We start from the raw sequence: 16,227 nt of genomic DNA on the forward strand, positions 1-16,227 counted from the left end.
ATCAAAGGCGTTTTGCTCCGATTTGCGGTGCCACAAACCTTTTCTTTAGCTAATTGCACAAGAATGCTTTTGTGGTTTCATTGGAGGCAAATCTCCAATTTACAAACAGAAAGGAAAATATCAAATGAGAGGATTGCGACTATTTTATTTAGTGATGGCCGTTGTGGGAACGGTGCTGCCCTGGTTGCTGTTTGGGCAATTTTTTGCTCAGGAAGGGTTGAACATTCCATTATTTGTACAAAGTTTGTTTGTCAATGGGGCAGCGGGTGGTTTTTCGGCTGATGTGCTGATTTCAATTGTGGTGTTTTTGGTTTGGGCGACTGTAGATGCACAAAAGAATGGTGTGTCCCGCTGGTGGCTCATTTTCCCAGCCAGTTTTACGGTTGGATTGTCTTTGGCACTCCCCCTGTACTTATATTTGCGCGAGGCGTGAGGGTGAGGATAAAGACGGCCGTTTCGCCAAAATAGATAATTGGGAAACGGCCGTCTTTCAAAAGCGTAAAGGTATGTTTATGGCACGTAGCTCAAACCAAACGGATTAAATTCCACCGTTACCTCGCCTGCGTACGTTGGTAAATTGTCGTAACCAATGTCGTAAACGGTAACCTTGTCCGACGTGCCGCCAGAGTGCGTAACGTACAGTTTGTCCCCAGCGGGAGTAAGGGCAATATTGTGCGGCACACCATAAGGCGTGTCCGTTGTTCCCAAAACTGTGTTGGTCCGTAGATCGATAGCAATGAGGCCATCAGAGCCGCCACCGGGCAGATTGGTAGTGTAAAGCACCTGACCACTCAACGGCATCCCGGCACCATGTGCGCCTGGTGCATCAATTTCATCAATCAGCCCCAGTGTCTGCCGATTAAACACAGATACCAAGTCACTGTTTTGAGCAGGCACGTAGAGGAATTCGTTGTGGAAAGTTAAAGAGAGATGGGGGTCTTTGCCAACGGGTGCCCGATTCAGTTCAGCGAAGCTGTTTGTATCATAATGAACCACATAATCGTTGTCACCTGCAAAACCGAGCATGGTTACATAGGCGTTGTTTCCCTCTGCATCCAGAATGACATCGTGGGGCTTGCCACCCATTGCTACCAAATCGGCAGGCAGCGGAACGGTAGCTTCCACCGTGAGCGTGCGTGGATTGATGACGGTGATGGTGTTATTGATGTCGTTACTGACCCAAATCTGAGTGCCTCGGCCGTCTGCCCACATGTGGAATACGCCTGCACCTGCGGGAATGGTCGTTTCCACGCTAAAATCTCGCGCCCGGAACACAACAACTTGATTATTGGCGCGGTCGCCAACAAAAACCCGGTTGCCTGCACGGGTAAACACGACATACATGGGTTCGGGGCTATTTTCGCCAGCGGGCAAGGCGTAGGTGCCAAGCAGTTCATCGGTTGCTGTACTGATGACTGAGATAGAGCCGGAGGCGCGATTGGCAACCACTATTTTTCCTCTGTTTTGGCTGGCTGCTTGGCTCTGTGCGGCGGCTAATGAGGCTGTCAACAGCGAGAGGAAAAGGAGCATTAAAACAATAAGATGCTTTTTGATTTTCATGTAGTTTCTCCTTCTGGGATAATGTAAACGGCCGTTTCTTCCAAATTTTCAGAGCCGTTCACACGATTTTCGAGTGGAAAAACTGTAGGCAAAGATTATTACAAAAACCTTATGGAACTATTGATGGATTCTTACGGGGAGGGTGTGGCCGATTGGTATTGCTGGGTAACTTGTTGAGCACGTGCCAGCATCTGAGCACGTAACGTTTGGGGGGCGATGATCTCAACGGCCGTTCCTAACCCCAATAGCTGCCGACAGGCCCCTTCCAGCGAATCAAAAGTGAGCGAGAGGAGCGCGTGGCCGTTGGCGTCCGCAGGGGCCGTTTGCAGAGCCTGCACAATGCCTTCCCCAAAGACGAGTGCCAGCAGTGGGCCACTGGTGGGCGGCACGCGAAGTTCCACCGTGAGGCTGTTTTGCTGCGCCTCAAACCGATCCCGCCACGTTTGCCAAAAGCTGGCCAAATCAAATCCGTCTGGCCGCTGGAAGCCCTTGCCCGTTAACTCTGCTTCCATGATGCGCGAAACGCGATACACTTGAATTTGGCTGGTGTGGATGCCGCCCACGACGTACCAGATGCTAGCTTTGGCCACCAGCCCATACGGATCAAGCAGCCGCTTCACCCATTGGCCATCCCCCCGCCGATAGTTCAGCCGCAGACGCTTATTTTGCCATACGGCCGTTTGCACCTGCGGTAAAAAAGGTACCTCTTCTTCCGTTTGGAACCAGGCGGCAGGGTCCAAATGGAGCCTCTCTTGCACAAAGGAGGCATCTTGCTGGAAAGGTGCCGGCAGTGACGCCATGAGCTTGAGCATCGCCGCCTCCGATGCCTTGTCTGCGCCTAAATCGGCTAGCAGCCCCGGCACGGTGAACATGAACAATGCCTGTACCTCGTTGGCATTGAGTCCCGTGAGGTTGGTGCGGTAGCTTTCCATTAGCATACAGCCGCCGTTGGGGCCGCGCTCCGCATACACTGGCACACCGGCACTGCTCAACGCATCCAAATCACGGTAAATAGTGCGCGGCGAAACCTCTAATCGTTCTGCGAGATCATCAGCGGTCATACGGCCGTTTGTTTGCAACAACATCAGTAAAGAAATGAGGCGATCTGCTCGCATTTAAGAGTTTATCCTTCCAGCGCACCTAAAATTGTTGGCAATAGCTGCATCTTACGTGACACAACGCCATTGGCGTTCAGCGAGCCGTCTTCCCGCCGCGGATACGGCAAGCCCTCCAATGCCGGTACGTCATTTGTGATCAGCAAGCGGCTGCCGCGCCGCACCACATCTGTCACCATCAGCATGGCAAAGTCTAGGTTGTTCTTCTCTCGTTGTTCTTTGAGCGCGTTGCCTAAGGCATCCATATATTCACTAAGCTGGCTTCGATTGGTGACCTCTACCTGTGAGATACCAAACTTCAGACCGGCTGCTTCATACTGCTTAAAGTCGGCGTTTACAATTTCATCTGGCGTGCGCGAAGCCAACCCTGCACCAGCTTGTAGCACCTGATCGCCAAACGATTGCACCGTTTCGCCAGCCAGAGGTGAGTTGCCCACTTTCGCCCAGCGCAGCAGCCGTTCGGCCGCTTCGTGGTCCCGGTCGGTTGTGGTGGGCGAATTGAGGATGAGTGTATCTGACATGATGCCTGCCAGCAGCAGCCCGGCCAATGCTGGGGGCGCACTCAGGCCGGCTTCGTTAATGCGTTCACTAACCAGGGTGCAGGTGCTGCCCACAACGTCAATGGTAAAGCGAATGGGGGTGCGGGTCGGGGCATTATCCAGCCGATGATGGTCTAACACTTCGATGAGATCGGCTTCATCCAGCGCGCCAAGGGCCTGTCCGATCTCATTGTGGTCTACCAAAATGAGGCGATACCGTGGTGGGTTCAGCGCATCTCGCTGGCGGCAAATTCCCTGGTAATGACCCTCTTCGTCTACCACCCAAAATTCTGAGCGTTCTTCATGCAAAATGCGAGACAGCACGTCTCGGATGCGATTGCTGGCCACAAATCTAGGCACGCTGGTATCGCACGCTTCGGAACACGGCCGTTCCATAATTTCGGCAATACGCATCTCTTCTCGCCGGGGATGCGCCCCTACAGACTCTTTCAAGAAGCGGAACAGGCTTAATACCGTCACCAGTCCATAGGGTGTGCCATCCTCATTAACGACGGGCGCGATGCCGCCAGTGCGGTTGGCAATGGCCCACACATCCCGCAAAGGGCGGTCTGGCGTTGTGGTATTAAAGCGGTACGCTACGTTTTCAAACCGGGGAGAAGCATCGGGCAGCAACACGGGTGGCTCTAATTTGAGCCTTTCTAATACCCAGGCGGTTTGTGGGTTTAAGTGCCCTGCTCTGGCGGCAACAATCTCTTCGCCGGTTTGGTTTCGCAGCAGCCAGGCATACCCCATAGCGGCTGCAATTGAATCGGTGTCGGGATTAATATGCCCAATGACATAAGTTCCGCTTGTTTTCTTGGCCATCATATTTCTCTCTTCAAGATTATCTGTAAATCCTGCTTAGGGCTTGACCGTTTTTAACTTTTGAGTTTCGGTAAATGGTCAAGCCTTGGGGTTCGTTTTCTGAAACAAAAGTTATCTGTGAACGAACCCTTACTGTTTGTTGGTGGAATTCATCTTTGGGAATGTGGGTGGTAGGCTGTGAAGGTCGATGGTTTGTGATTGGCAGGTCAATTCTGGAAAGCCAAATGCCAATCAGTTAACCAGCGGGATTATAGGGATGGTTCCTGTCAAATTCTCTTTCGTATTCTGTTTATAGACGGAATGTGTACTGTGAGTTGATATTTATCACTATTGTCCAGCTAAAATTTGGATTATGATGAATTATAGGCGTTGTGTGCTTTGATGTCGCCTTGTCGCAGTGTGGGCAGCGGCGGGTGGTGCAGGAGGCAATTCATGTTCAGGCGTATTGGTATTTTACTGGCCACATTTATTCTGGCAACGGCCGTTCTTAGCAGTGTCGTATGGGCAGAAACGGCCGTGCCTCTAGAAGACAGTTTGTTGTATTTACCGTTGGTTGTCAAACCAGTGCAGCCGTCACAAATTCTTAGCTTTACCGCAAACGTTCCCATTGCCAACCCTGGGGATACGATTACCCTTAGTTGGGATACTAGCAATGCGACGGCCGTAACCTTGTACCATCTGTTTGGCGGGGTGTTGAGCACCTTTTGGTCAGTAGAACCGACGGGGAGTATGACATACACAATTAGCAGCAGCAGTCGAAATAGTGAATCCTTTATGCTTTATGCCGGCAACGATGATTTTCCGTACGCATCAGCTTCCCTCACCGTGCCCTTGACCTGCCCGTTTGCCTGGTTCTTCACGCCAGAACCAACGATTTGTGCGCAGGATGCCGTGCTGCACTCTGCCTCAGCAGAGCAGCAGTTTGAGCACGGAATGATGATCTGGATTGGCGAAGAGGATCGCATTTATGTATTGTTTGATGATACCGATTACACAGATGGTTGGAATGCCTATGAAGATGCGTGGCAGGAGGGCGATCCGGTGGATGATCCTTCTATTGTGCCGCCACCCGGTTTTTACCAACCGCAGCGGGGCTTTGGGCTGGTGTGGCGTGGGCAGCCTTTGGTACGAGAGCGGCTTGGCTGGGCTTTGGCACCAGAGGTTGGCGGCGATACGGCCGTACAGCGCACCTCTTACTTCAAATACAACCATATTTATCTGAAGGCACTGGACAACAATATCTGGCATTTGCTGCCTGAACGCAGCGACTGGGAAAAGTTCACGCCAGATTCAGTTCAGTAAAGAATTGTTACCCAACTTACTCCACAATTTATGACAATCAGCACGTTTTCGTTATGAAATTTGTCACTACGACAAATAAAGAGGCCGACCATACTTGAGGCCTGACGAATTATCATGTGAAAGTAGTACAAGGAGGCGCGCCCATGAATCTGGAACAAGCAAAAACAGCCATGCGAATTGCCTGGAAAATGTCGTTGGTTTCCATTTTGGTAACCGTTATGCTGACGTTTGTATATGCCAGCGGTGGATCGTTGGCGCAGGTAGATTGGTGGAACTGGGTAGACATTGTATTGATGCTGGCTTTGACCTATGGTGTTTACAAGAAGCATCGCGCCAGCACGGTCCTGCTTTTTGTCTACTATGTAGTTAGCAAGATTTATTTCTGGATTGTGTATGGGGTTTTCCTGGGTATCCCGATTGCGGCCGTTTTTGCATATTTCTTCTTCCGGGGTGTTCAGGGTGCAATTGCTTACCACCGGTTAAACAACGGGCCTGAAGAGGATACGGCCGTTAATTACTCCATCTAAGTAGCCGTTTGCAATTAACCTGACGGTTTCAGAACCGAAGAACGGCTACTTTAAGCCTATTCGCCAATTCCAAGCTGTGGAACAGCCATTATTCTGCGAATGGGCACTAATCGTTACCGCATCCCAAAATGAAAGAGGACACCGGCCGGTGTCCTCTATTTGATCAGGCCGAAATAGTTGGGTTAGTTGGCAAACAGAATGTCCAAAAATGTCCCTAAATCATCCTTGCCTTCCAATATTTTCAGGTTGAATACTTCTGTAAAGCCGCAGTGGTGGCATGAAACAAAGGCGTACCGATAGGGTTGAATTTCCAGAAACCGTGAAATACCCGTTCCCGCCATCGACAATTTTTCCACGTGGGCACCGCTGCTTTTACAATGGCTACACACAAACTCGTCGGCCAATAATTTTTCTACATTTGCTTTGCTCATCACACACTCCGTTTGCAAATTATTACGCTAAATCTTGAAGACCTTTACGTCGGATTGACAAAAATGTTGTAGATTTGCTAGTCGGGTCTGTAACAAAATTCACATTGTTGCTTTCGCTTTGGAATTTGTTACACTGTACTCGGCTCCCCCCCGAGAGATGCCCTTTGAGCACCTGCTCATGGGGCATCTCATTTTTTTAATATGCTCGCTTAGGTAACCACGTTTTCTACCAGACCATAACGCTCGTACAGCTTATTTTCCACGACGTGCCGCAGTCGAAGCATTGCTTCGTAAATGTCGGTAAAGCTAGTGTAAATGGGGGCTATACCCAGCCGAATGTTGTCTGGTTTGCGGAAGTCTGGAATGACGTGCATGTCGTTGATGAGTGCCTGGCTATTGCGCCAGCCGTCATTGTGCCCCAGCGAGACGTGCGATCCCCGCTGTGCCGCCTCTGCGGGCGAGTTGAGCCGAAAACCAAGCGGAGCCAGCCATTCACGCCACAGGGCAATCAGGTAGTTAGTTTGCCGCACCGATTTCTCTCGTAAGTTATCCATGCCAGCCTCCAGTAGCAAATCCACACCCGGCTCAATCAATGCCGTTGACAGAATGGGTGGCGTACCGGTGAGGAAGTGGCGCAATCCCGCATCGCGTTGATAATCCAGCGCAAACTCAAAAATTTGCTCATGTCCCATCCAGCCCGTGATGGGATTGCCCAGTTTACTTTGCCATTCCCGCTGGATGTACAAAAAGGCGGGCGAGCCGGGGCCGCCGTTGAGATATTTATAGGTGCAGCCGACGGCCAGCGGCACATTGGCGGCTTGCAAATTGGCGGGCACGGAGCCGACGGAGTGGCTCATGTCCCATAACATCATTGCCCCGGCGTTGTGTGCGAGCTGGGTGATGGCTGCTATGTCATACGTGTAGCTGCTCTTAAAAACTGTGTGGCTGAGGGCAACCAGGGCGGTGTCGTCGTCAATGGCAGCGGCTAACGCTTCTACAGGGCCGTGAATGCCGTCTGAGGGGATGATTTGTAGCTGCAACGGCCGTCTCGCCAGCCGCGTTACTCCGTGCAAAATGTACAGGTCCGAGGGAAAGTTAAGGTCGTCAGTGATGATTTTGGAACGGCCGTTGTTGTAATTCACAGCCGCCAGAGCCAGCTTGAATAGGTTAATTGATGTTGAATCAGCCACTATCACCTCATCTGCATCTGCGCCGATGAGCTGGCCAATTTTGCCACCAATCTGGGCCTGTAAATCCATCCAGCCTTCATTCCAGCCCCGAATGAGCTGCTGCCCCCATTGCCGTTCCACCAGATCAACTGCTGCACTTTTGCTACTTTTGAGCAGTCGTCCCAACGAATTACCATCCAGGTAAATTAAATCCGGGTCGTCGATGACAAATTGATCGCGAAAATGAGCAAGTGGGTCTTGGGCATCTAGCTGTTGTGCGTAAGCAAAGTCGGTAATCGGCATTGGAGTTCCTTCAATATATCAATATCATGTTTTGGTAAGCAATCTTAGCCCAAGATGGTACAGCTAACGAACATAGCTGCCTAACCTGCCGGGTCTTTCCTGCCCGATTGACCAGTACCCAAAACGGCCGTTTTCCGCCATACTTACCCCTCATTTTGTTAATTTGCCGTAGAGGACACAGATGTTTTAGAGATTTTCTCCTCTGCGTTAAATTTCTGGAGGATTTTATGGGTTTTCACGGTGGCGGTTGGTGGGCTTACATTTCACACGATGAAAAGCAAGAGCGTCCTGCAATTACGCGGGAACTTTTGTGGCGCGTGTGGGAATTTGCCCAACCGTATCGCCTCAAAATCATCTTTTTGTTGCTGACAATTCTGTTTATCACTGGCTTGTCATTGGTTTCGCCACTGTTGGTGCGTTCATTAATCGACGACGCAATTCCCAACGAAGATTATCGGCTGTTAACCTTGTTGGCGGTTGGTATGGTTGCCATTCCCATCGTTAATGGGGGGATTGGGGTATTCCAGCGGAGCCTCAACTCCCAAATTGGTGAGGGGGTCATTTATGATCTGCGCCGCGCCTTGTATGAGCATATGCAGCGCATGTCGCTGCGCTTCTTCACGCAGTCTCGTACTGGCGAGCTCATGTCTCGCCTGAACAACGATGTGATTGGGGCGCAGCGGGCCATCAGCGACACCATCGTGACGATTATTTCTAATATCGTCTCGCTGGTTGGCACGTTGGCAATTTTGCTCACGCTGGAATGGCGGCTGACGCTGCTGGGGCTGGCCATCTTGCCCCTGTTTGTGCTGCCTGCACGGCGCGTGGGGCGCATTTTGCGCGATTTGCGGCGCAAATCTCTGGAAATTAGCGCAGAGATGAACGCCACGATGAACGAAACGCTCAACGTGAGTGGTGCGTTGCTGGTGAAGTTGTTTGGTCGCCAGGAGCGGGAAATGACACGATTTGCCGACGATGCGGCTGAAGTTCGGGATATTGGGGTACGTTCAGCCGTTATTGGCCGCTGGTTTTTTATGATGTTGAGCATTATTGGGGCGGTGGGAACGGCCGTTGTTTACTGGGTCGGTGGTTATCTGGTGCTGGAAGATGCGTTCACCATTGGCACCATCGTGGCCTTTGGCAGCTACCTTTCCCAGCTTTACGGCCCGCTCATGGCCCTGACCAATGCGCCAGTGGAGTTTGCCCAGAGCATGGTGAGCTTCGAGCGCGTGTTTGAAGCGTTGGACATTCCCGTGGAGATTGATGAGAAACCAACCGCAAAACGATTGGAGCAGGTAAACGGCCGTATCCAATTCCAAAATGTTTTCTTTAGCTACAGCAGTGAGGATCACGCTGGCGGTTTGCAGGAAGTTGCCCGCTTTAGCTGGCGGGGTGGCGGCGCAGCGCACCTCAAACGGGGGAAAGCCAAAGAAAACGGCGAGGCAATCGAGAACGGCAAGGCCGCGGCCTCAGAGCAGCGGTGGGCATTGCAAAACGTCAATTTTAGCATTGAGCCAGGGGAGTTGGTTGCCCTGGTTGGCCCCAGCGGTGCGGGCAAGACGACTATTACTTACCTTATTCCGCGACTGTATGACCCCACGGACGGCCGTATCACCGTAGACAACCAAGACCTGCGTGACGTGACCCTAAAAACCCTCGCCGACAACATTGGCATGGTCACGCAAGAATCCTACCTCTTTTACGATACCATCCGGGCGAACCTGCTTTATGCCCGCCCCGACGCCACTGATGAGCAAATGATTGCTGCTGCCAAAGCCGCCAACATCCACGACTTTATTGCCCAACTGCCCGACGGCTACGATACGGTTGTGGGCGAACGTGGCTACCGCCTCAGCGGGGGCGAACGCCAGCGTATTGCCATTGCCCGCGTGGTGCTAAAAGACCCACGCATTTTGGTGTTGGATGAAGCCACCTCTCATCTAGATTCACTCTCTGAAGCATTAATTCAAGAAGCGTTGGGCAAAGTAATGCAGGGACGGAGTAGTCTGGTGATTGCTCATCGGTTGTCTACCATTTTGGCTGCGGATAAAATCCTGGTTATGGAAAAAGGCCAACTTGTGGAGCAGGGCAAGCATGATGACCTGCTCGCACGGGGTGGTTTGTATACTAATCTTTACGAGACGCAGTTTAAGCAAGCCGAAACTTTGAAGTGACCAGCGTGTGAGTAGACTAAAATCGTATCAACCGACTATTTTTCTTGGACTTCTTATATTGGGCGGGCTGTTGATTCGGGTATTTCAGTTAACAACAGCGCCGCCCGGCCTGAACGGCGATGAGCTTTTTAATGCGATTGATGCGGCGCAGATTGGGTGGGGCAATTGGCCTGTTTATTTTGAGGGAAATAACGGCCGTGAAGCATTTCTCTTTTATCTAATTGCTGTCTTCCAGCAGTTGTTGGGGGATACTGTTTTCACCATGCGTTTGCCATCGGTGTTTTTGGGGCTGATTTCTGTTCCGCTGGCCTATGGCATTGGCCGTATTGGCTTTAACAGACGCGTGGGGATTGTGGCGGCGGGGCTTACGGCCGTTTCCCTTTGGCCAGTCATGGAATCACGCTGGGCCTTGCGTGCCGTTAGCCTGACCTTTTTGTCTGCGCTGACGCTGTTTTGGTTTTTGCGCGGCTGGCAAAACGGCCGTTGGCGCGATTGGTTGTTGGGTGGAGTGGCACACGGGTTAACCTTATATACTTACATCCCCAGTCGCGTGTTTCCAGCCGTGATTTTGGTCTGGTTTGGCTGGCTGTTCTGGTTCGAGCGGGAGCGATTCCGCCAGCAGTGGCGCAAGATGGCTGCCAGCCTGTTGGTAACGCTGATTGTTTTTGCGCCGTACGGCCGTTACATGTGGCACTATCCAGACAAAGTCAACCAGCGTATTGCTGGCCTGAATACCGCGTTGGAAGATGCCCTGAATGAAGGGGAGTGGGAAGAGCTGGCTGATTCCGTTACCGGTGTGCTGCGCATGTTTACCATTCATGGTGATAATGAATGGCGCTACCATTTGTCTGGCCAACCAGTTTTTGATTGGGGTACGGGGCTCTTTTTTTATTTTGGCGTGGTAAGCTGCTTGTTGTTCGCATTTCGGCGAAAAGCCCCCACACGGTGGGCAATCTTCTCTGGCAACCAACCGGTATTTGCCCTGTTACTTTTGTGGATGGGGGCCATGCTGTCTCCAAACTTAATCATTGATGCCAACGCCTCATTTTTGCGGGCGGCGGGGGCTATTGTGCCAATTTATCTGATAACTGCCGTTGGTTTCGACCTCGTTGCCCAAACCATCAGCCAACGCTGGCCTCGTTTTAGGCGTGCGGTTCCTGTTCTGGCGGCTGTGGGGCTTCTTCTCATTTTCTGGCGTAGCTGGCACGATTACTTCACGGTGTGGAACACGAATGCCGAGGTTAGACACATTTATCAGGCGGAATTGGCGCAGGTCGGCCGTTTTATACAAACGAATTCGCCTCCCGCTGATACACGTATTTTTGTGGCCCGCCAATATGCCCATGATTTGGCACCGCAAACCTTTGCCTATTATCAAGATCAGCTCGTTGACTGGTTTAATCCTGACAACAGTTTTGTTTGGTCCAACAAACAGCCTGCCTGGTACTTTACCTCTAAGGCGGAGCCTATACCGGCAGAAATTACAACACAAATTGGTTGGGGTGAATCGCAGAGCATCCTTCCCTACGAAGATGGGCAAACGGCCGCTCTGCGCCTGGAACTTGCTCCCAACCAACTAACCTGGCAACCGCAGCAAGCGGCCGATCTTCGTTTTCGCAATGCGCCTGCATTCATTGGTTACGATTTGGCCGAGGAGCTATATCGAGGCGATACCATCGTGCTGCTAACACATTGGCAGATTCTCGCCAATTTGCCTCAATTGGCCAATCAACTCACTTTCGTTCGGGCTGAGCTACAAGATGCCAACGGCAATTTATGGGCCAGTGAAAGTAATCTATTTGGCTACCCGCAGGAACATTGGCAACCCGGCGACCGCATCGTGCAGAAATTAGCGTTAACGATTCCAGACGGGATGCTCCCTGGGCCAGCCTATCTACGCTTTTTTGTCCACGATTCCGCCGGGGCCAACTATGAAATGGTGGATACCAGTGCAAATCTATTTGGCCCCCACCTGGTACGCAGCCGCCCGCTGGCCAACTTCACGCCAACGGCCGATATGCTCATCTTCAACGATGAGCTTGCCTTACAAACCAGCACCCTTAGCACGCTGGTTGCTCCTGGCTTGCCCTTGAACCTCTCCTTGCAATGGGTTGCCCTGCAATCTCCGGCCGAGGCATATCAAGTTGAATTGCAGCTTTTCCAGCCAGGTGCCGCTGAGCCATTTTTGCGCCAGCAGTCAGCGATATGGCCTGATCTTTACCCCACATCGCAATGGCAGGTCAATGAGAGGGTCACTAGTTTTCATCGGCTAGATATTCCGCTAGACATACCGACAGATGTTGACCCGGAATTGCGACTGGCTTTGCTGATGCCAGACGGCCGTTCCTTGCCCATTAGCCAGGGTAACAATAAATTGGCTGACCTCACGCTGGATTTGCGCCAAAGACTTTTTGAAGTGCCCCCGATCAGCAATCCTTTGTCAGCGCAATTTGGCGATTCGATTCAACTGCTAGGTTACGATTTAGATACCAGCGAGGCGCAGGCGGGTGACGAAATTAATCTGACAATTTATTGGCAAGCCTTAACCACCCCAATAGACAATTACACTGTTTTTAATCAGCTTCTGGGCAGCGATGGGCAAATATGGGGACAATTCGATAGCCCACCCACCGGGGATGCCTGGCTTACCCGCACCTGGCTTCCTGGCGAAATTGTGATTGATCAGCGCACCATTCCCATCGACGCCTCAGCTCCAGCAGGTGAATATAGTTTGGCAATTGGGCTTTATTCGGCTGGTGATGGCACACGTTTGCCAGTGGTTGTTGACGGCCGTTCTCAGTCCAATGACCAACTAAACCTGGCCACCATTAACCTGGAAAACGAATAACCGTTAACTGCATCTTACGCTCTTTCGCATTTGGTAAATGGCTTTTGCTTGGTAGCCACTTACTACGCTCTTATCCGTTGCGATTTTGCATTTGGGGAATAACGACTGCTGCCACTATGAGCAACAGAATGATGATTAAAAAGATTAGTCCGATAGGATCCACCTTACACCTCCATGAAGTTTGTTTATAGTGTCAATTTTAGGCCAGCTCCTCTGAAAAACAACCCGATTAGCTGATTTTAGCTCCCTTTGGTTTTGTGAAAAATAGCGCAATTCGATCGGTGATGTTTGTCATAGCTGAGAATGTACTTTGTCACTGTCTGGTAGCTGGTTAGCTTTCTACAATGGTCAAGGTTGTGTCATCCCATGTTTGTTGGGGGAATGATATACCAGATACAGCTTCCCACAATATCTCCCCCTTTTCAAATTCGGCAATGATACATTTATCAGGTAACAAATATTCCAATTTGGAGGAATAGACTCATGACAACTGCTATAGCCCCAGACCAAGGGCTGAATGGAGAAGTAAAGATGGATGAAAAATATGTCTACCTATTTAGTGAAGTAGATGCGGCAGAAAAATATGCCGAGGGTTCCTGGGAGGCCGTGCGCGGTTTGCTGGGTGGTAAGGGTGCTAACCTAGCCGATATGACCCGCTTGGGTGTACCAGTACCGCCAGGACTTACTGTAACGACTGAAGCATGCAATGCTTACCTGGCTGCTGGTGAAAAGTTCCCAGGAACGATGTGGGAGCAAGTTCTAGAGGCCATCAAAGAAGTTGAAAAAGCAATGGGTAAGAAGATGGGCGACCTGCAAAAACCACTATTGGTTTCTTGCCGCTCTGGTGCCAAATTCTCTATGCCAGGTATGATGGACACCGTGTTGAACATCGGTATGAATGATGCTGTGGCTGAAGAGATGATTAAGCGCGCTGGCCCCAAGTTTGTCTATGACCTTTACCGTCGCGTGATTCAGATGTTTGGTAGCGTTGTGATGAATGTACCAGACGAGGTTTTTGAAGCTGTCATTGAAGCACAGCGCAAAGCGGCAGGCGTGAAGAGCGACACAGAGATGAGCGCTAATGATTGGAAAGTGGTCACTGAGCAATTCAAGCAAATTTATAAGACGTATACCAAAGAAGATTTCCCACAGGATCCATTTGAGCAAATGAAGCGAGCCACAGAAGCTGTGTTTAAGTCTTGGAACGGGAAACGAGCCATTGCTTACCGTGAAGCTGCTGGTATTGACCATGATTTGGGAACGGCCGTAAATATTCAAACAATGGTCTACGGCAACAGATCTGAAGATGCTGGCACCGGCGTGGCCATGTCGCGCAACGCTTCCACGGGCGAAAAAGAACTGGAAGGCGACTTCCTGATGAATGCGCAGGGCGAAGACGTAGTGGCCGGTATTCGCATTACCCAACCTATTAGCGATCTCAAAGCAGAAATGCCCACCATTTATGCCCAGTTTGAAGAGATTGCCCAAAAGCTGGAAAAACATTACCGCAACATGCAGGATATGGAGTTTACTATTGATCGCGGTAAGTTGTGGCTGCTGCAAACACGTGATGGCAAGCGCACCGCGCAAGCTGAGGTTCGCATTGCTGTTGATATGGTGGAAGAAGGGCTTATCTCTAAAGAAGAGGCTGTGCGACGGGTAAAGCCAGAACAGGTTGACTTTTTCCTCCATCCACAGCTGGATGCGGAAGCTGTCAAAGAAGCAACCCAAATTGCTACTGGTTTGAACGTATCTCCCGGAGCGGCTGTCGGTATGGTAGCCTTCGACGCCGACACGGCCGAAAAATGGGCCAAAGAAGAGGGCAAACAAGTTATTATGGTTCGCCCAGAAACCAAGCCAGATGATGTGCACGGCATGTTGGCTGCACAGGGTATTCTTACCAGCAAAGGCGGCCGTACCAGCCACGCAGCATTGGTTGCTCGTCAATTTGGTAAGCCCGCCGTAGTTGGCGTGAGCGAACTGGAGCTAGACTTGGTCGGCCGTCACATGACAGTTGGCGAAGAGTTGGAAGTTCATGAAGGTGATTGGCTGTCGCTGGATGGTACACAAGGTATTGTCTACCTGGGCAAATTGCCCACCGTGGTGCCAGACATCAAAAACCCATATCTCATCAAGCTGTTGAGCTGGGCCGATGAAATTCGAACGCTGGGTGTCTGGGCAAATGCTGACTACCCACGTGATGCTGAACGCGCCCGCGAATATGGCGCACAGGGTATTGGTCTCTGCCGCACAGAGCATATGTTCTTTGAAGCTGAGCGCATGCCCATTGTGCAAAAGATGATTATGGCGAAGCATTCTGTTGACCGCAAGGATGCGCTGGATCAGTTACTACCGTTGCAGCGTAGTGATTTTGCTGGTTTGTTCCGGGCCATGGATGGCCTACCGGTTATCATTCGCCTGATCGACCCGCCATTGCATGAGTTCCTGCCTTCGTTTGAAGAACTGGTGCAAGATTTGGCCGACCTGAAGGTGCGGACGCAACATTACCACACCCTGAGCGAGATCGACGCAGCTCTGGCTGAAATTCGCGTTAAGCAGGACTATCTGGAACGCGTTGAGGCTTTGCGCGAGATGAATCCGATGCTGGGTACGCGCGGTGTACGCTTGGGCATTCTTATTCCTGAACTGACCAAGATGCAGGTGCGAGCTATCTTTGAGGCAGCGTGCCAGGTGGCCAAGGAAGGTGTGGATGTTCATCCTGAGGTGATGATTCCGTTGATTTCTCATGTGAACGAACTGAAGGTACAGCAGTCGGCACTGGAAGCTGAAGCGAAAGTAGTCATGGAAGAGCAAGAGATTGAGGTCACTTACAAGTTTGGCACGATGATTGAAATTCCACGTGCGGCCCTGACAGCAGGCGAAATTGCTGGTGTTGCTCAGTTCTTCTCCTTCGGTACGAATGACCTAACGCAAACGACGTTCGGTATTTCCCGTGACGATGCTGAATCTGGCTTCCTCATGGAGTATCAGCAGCGCGGCATTTTGAAAGACAATCCGTTTGCCTCGATTGACCCGAATGGTGTGGGCCGATTGATGGAACTTGCAGTGGCAGACGGCCGTTCCGCTCGTGAAGACCTAGAAGTTGGTATTTGCGGCGAACATGGCGGCGACCCCAAGAGCATTGCTATTTGCCATAAGCTGAACCTGAACTACGTTTCCTGCTCACCGTTCCGGGTACCGATTGCCCGCCTGGCGGCAGCACATGCTGCGCTGGCTGACAAAAAGTAGAATCAACCTAGCAGTTCCAAGGTTTTGAATCACATCAATATAATAAGAGACGTCTTTGCAGGCGTCTCTTTTTGCGTTTAATTGCAATTTGATTCGATCTTGTTCTGAGAACCATCATGCAGCATGTTGGGCAACAATACAATTGGATGCAAAAAACCGACGTCATTGGCGTCGGTTTTTATTAT

General features: G+C 51.1%; 11 protein-coding genes. 6 read left to right on the forward strand and 5 right to left on the reverse strand.

What is annotated here, in order from left to right; all coding sequences use genetic code 11:
* Positions 1–124: 124 nt before the first annotated feature.
* Positions 125–433, forward strand: coding sequence for a DUF2834 domain-containing protein (locus ACOQPU_RS06060; RefSeq protein ID WP_420644228.1), 309 nt, complete (start codon positions 125–127; stop codon positions 431–433).
* Between the two features lie 77 nt (positions 434–510).
* On the opposite strand, the gene ACOQPU_RS06065 is transcribed toward ACOQPU_RS06060, so the two are convergent.
* The 3 genes from ACOQPU_RS06065 to ACOQPU_RS06075 form a co-directional block, all read right to left on the reverse strand.
* Positions 511–1,560: a beta-propeller fold lactonase family protein gene (locus ACOQPU_RS06065; protein WP_420644229.1), complete on the reverse strand. Its 1,050-nt coding sequence runs from the start codon at positions 1,558–1,560 to the stop codon at positions 511–513.
* 131 nt (positions 1,561–1,691) lie between these two features.
* Positions 1,692–2,675, reverse strand: a complete 984-nt coding sequence (locus ACOQPU_RS06070; RefSeq protein ID WP_420644230.1) for a helix-turn-helix transcriptional regulator — start codon at positions 2,673–2,675, stop codon at positions 1,692–1,694.
* A gap of 8 nt (positions 2,676–2,683) precedes the next feature.
* Positions 2,684–4,042 (reverse strand): DHHA2 domain-containing protein, encoded by a 1,359-nt coding sequence (locus tag ACOQPU_RS06075; protein ID WP_420644231.1) that lies wholly within the window; start codon positions 4,040–4,042, stop codon positions 2,684–2,686.
* 429 nt (positions 4,043–4,471) lie between these two features.
* On the opposite strand from ACOQPU_RS06075, the gene ACOQPU_RS06080 reads away from it, so the two are divergent.
* A complete protein-coding gene (locus ACOQPU_RS06080) occupies positions 4,472–5,341 on the forward strand; it encodes a hypothetical protein (RefSeq protein WP_420644232.1) in 870 nt (289 codons plus the stop codon).
* A gap of 143 nt (positions 5,342–5,484) precedes the next feature.
* Positions 5,485–5,868, forward strand: a complete 384-nt coding sequence (locus ACOQPU_RS06085; RefSeq protein WP_420644233.1) for a hypothetical protein — start codon at positions 5,485–5,487, stop codon at positions 5,866–5,868.
* A gap of 182 nt (positions 5,869–6,050) precedes the next feature.
* Here ACOQPU_RS06085 and ACOQPU_RS06090 read toward each other — a convergent pair whose 3' ends face one another.
* Together ACOQPU_RS06090 and kynU are read right to left on the reverse strand one after the other, a co-directional pair.
* Complete coding sequence (locus tag ACOQPU_RS06090; RefSeq protein ID WP_420644234.1) at positions 6,051–6,299, reverse strand: zinc ribbon domain-containing protein; 249 nt, start codon at positions 6,297–6,299, stop codon at positions 6,051–6,053.
* 209 nt (positions 6,300–6,508) lie between these two features.
* Positions 6,509–7,771, reverse strand: a complete 1,263-nt coding sequence (gene kynU / locus ACOQPU_RS06095; RefSeq protein ID WP_420644235.1) for a kynureninase — start codon at positions 7,769–7,771, stop codon at positions 6,509–6,511.
* A 227-nt stretch (positions 7,772–7,998) separates the two neighbouring features.
* Here kynU and ACOQPU_RS06100 point away from each other — a divergent pair, with 227 nt between their 5' ends.
* The 3 genes from ACOQPU_RS06100 to ppdK all read left to right on the forward strand — a co-directional run bounded on the left by ACOQPU_RS06100 (position 7,999) and on the right by ppdK (position 16,042).
* Positions 7,999–9,945, forward strand: a complete 1,947-nt coding sequence (locus ACOQPU_RS06100; RefSeq protein WP_420644236.1) for an ABC transporter ATP-binding protein — start codon at positions 7,999–8,001, stop codon at positions 9,943–9,945.
* 7 nt (positions 9,946–9,952) lie between these two features.
* Positions 9,953–12,793 carry an ArnT family glycosyltransferase gene (locus ACOQPU_RS06105; protein ID WP_420644237.1) on the forward strand — a complete coding sequence of 947 codons (2,841 nt, stop codon included), beginning with the start codon at positions 9,953–9,955 and terminating at the stop codon, positions 12,791–12,793.
* A gap of 531 nt (positions 12,794–13,324) precedes the next feature.
* The gene (gene ppdK / locus ACOQPU_RS06110) at positions 13,325–16,042 is read left to right on the forward strand and encodes a pyruvate, phosphate dikinase (RefSeq protein ID WP_420645812.1); all 2,718 of its coding nucleotides are present in this window, start codon (positions 13,325–13,327) and stop codon (positions 16,040–16,042) included.
* The last annotated feature ends 185 nt before the right edge of the window (positions 16,043–16,227 follow it).

The organism is Candidatus Leptofilum sp., from assembly GCF_965223285.1.
In the GTDB taxonomy this organism is placed as follows: domain Bacteria; phylum Chloroflexota; class Anaerolineae; order Promineifilales; family Promineifilaceae; genus Leptofilum.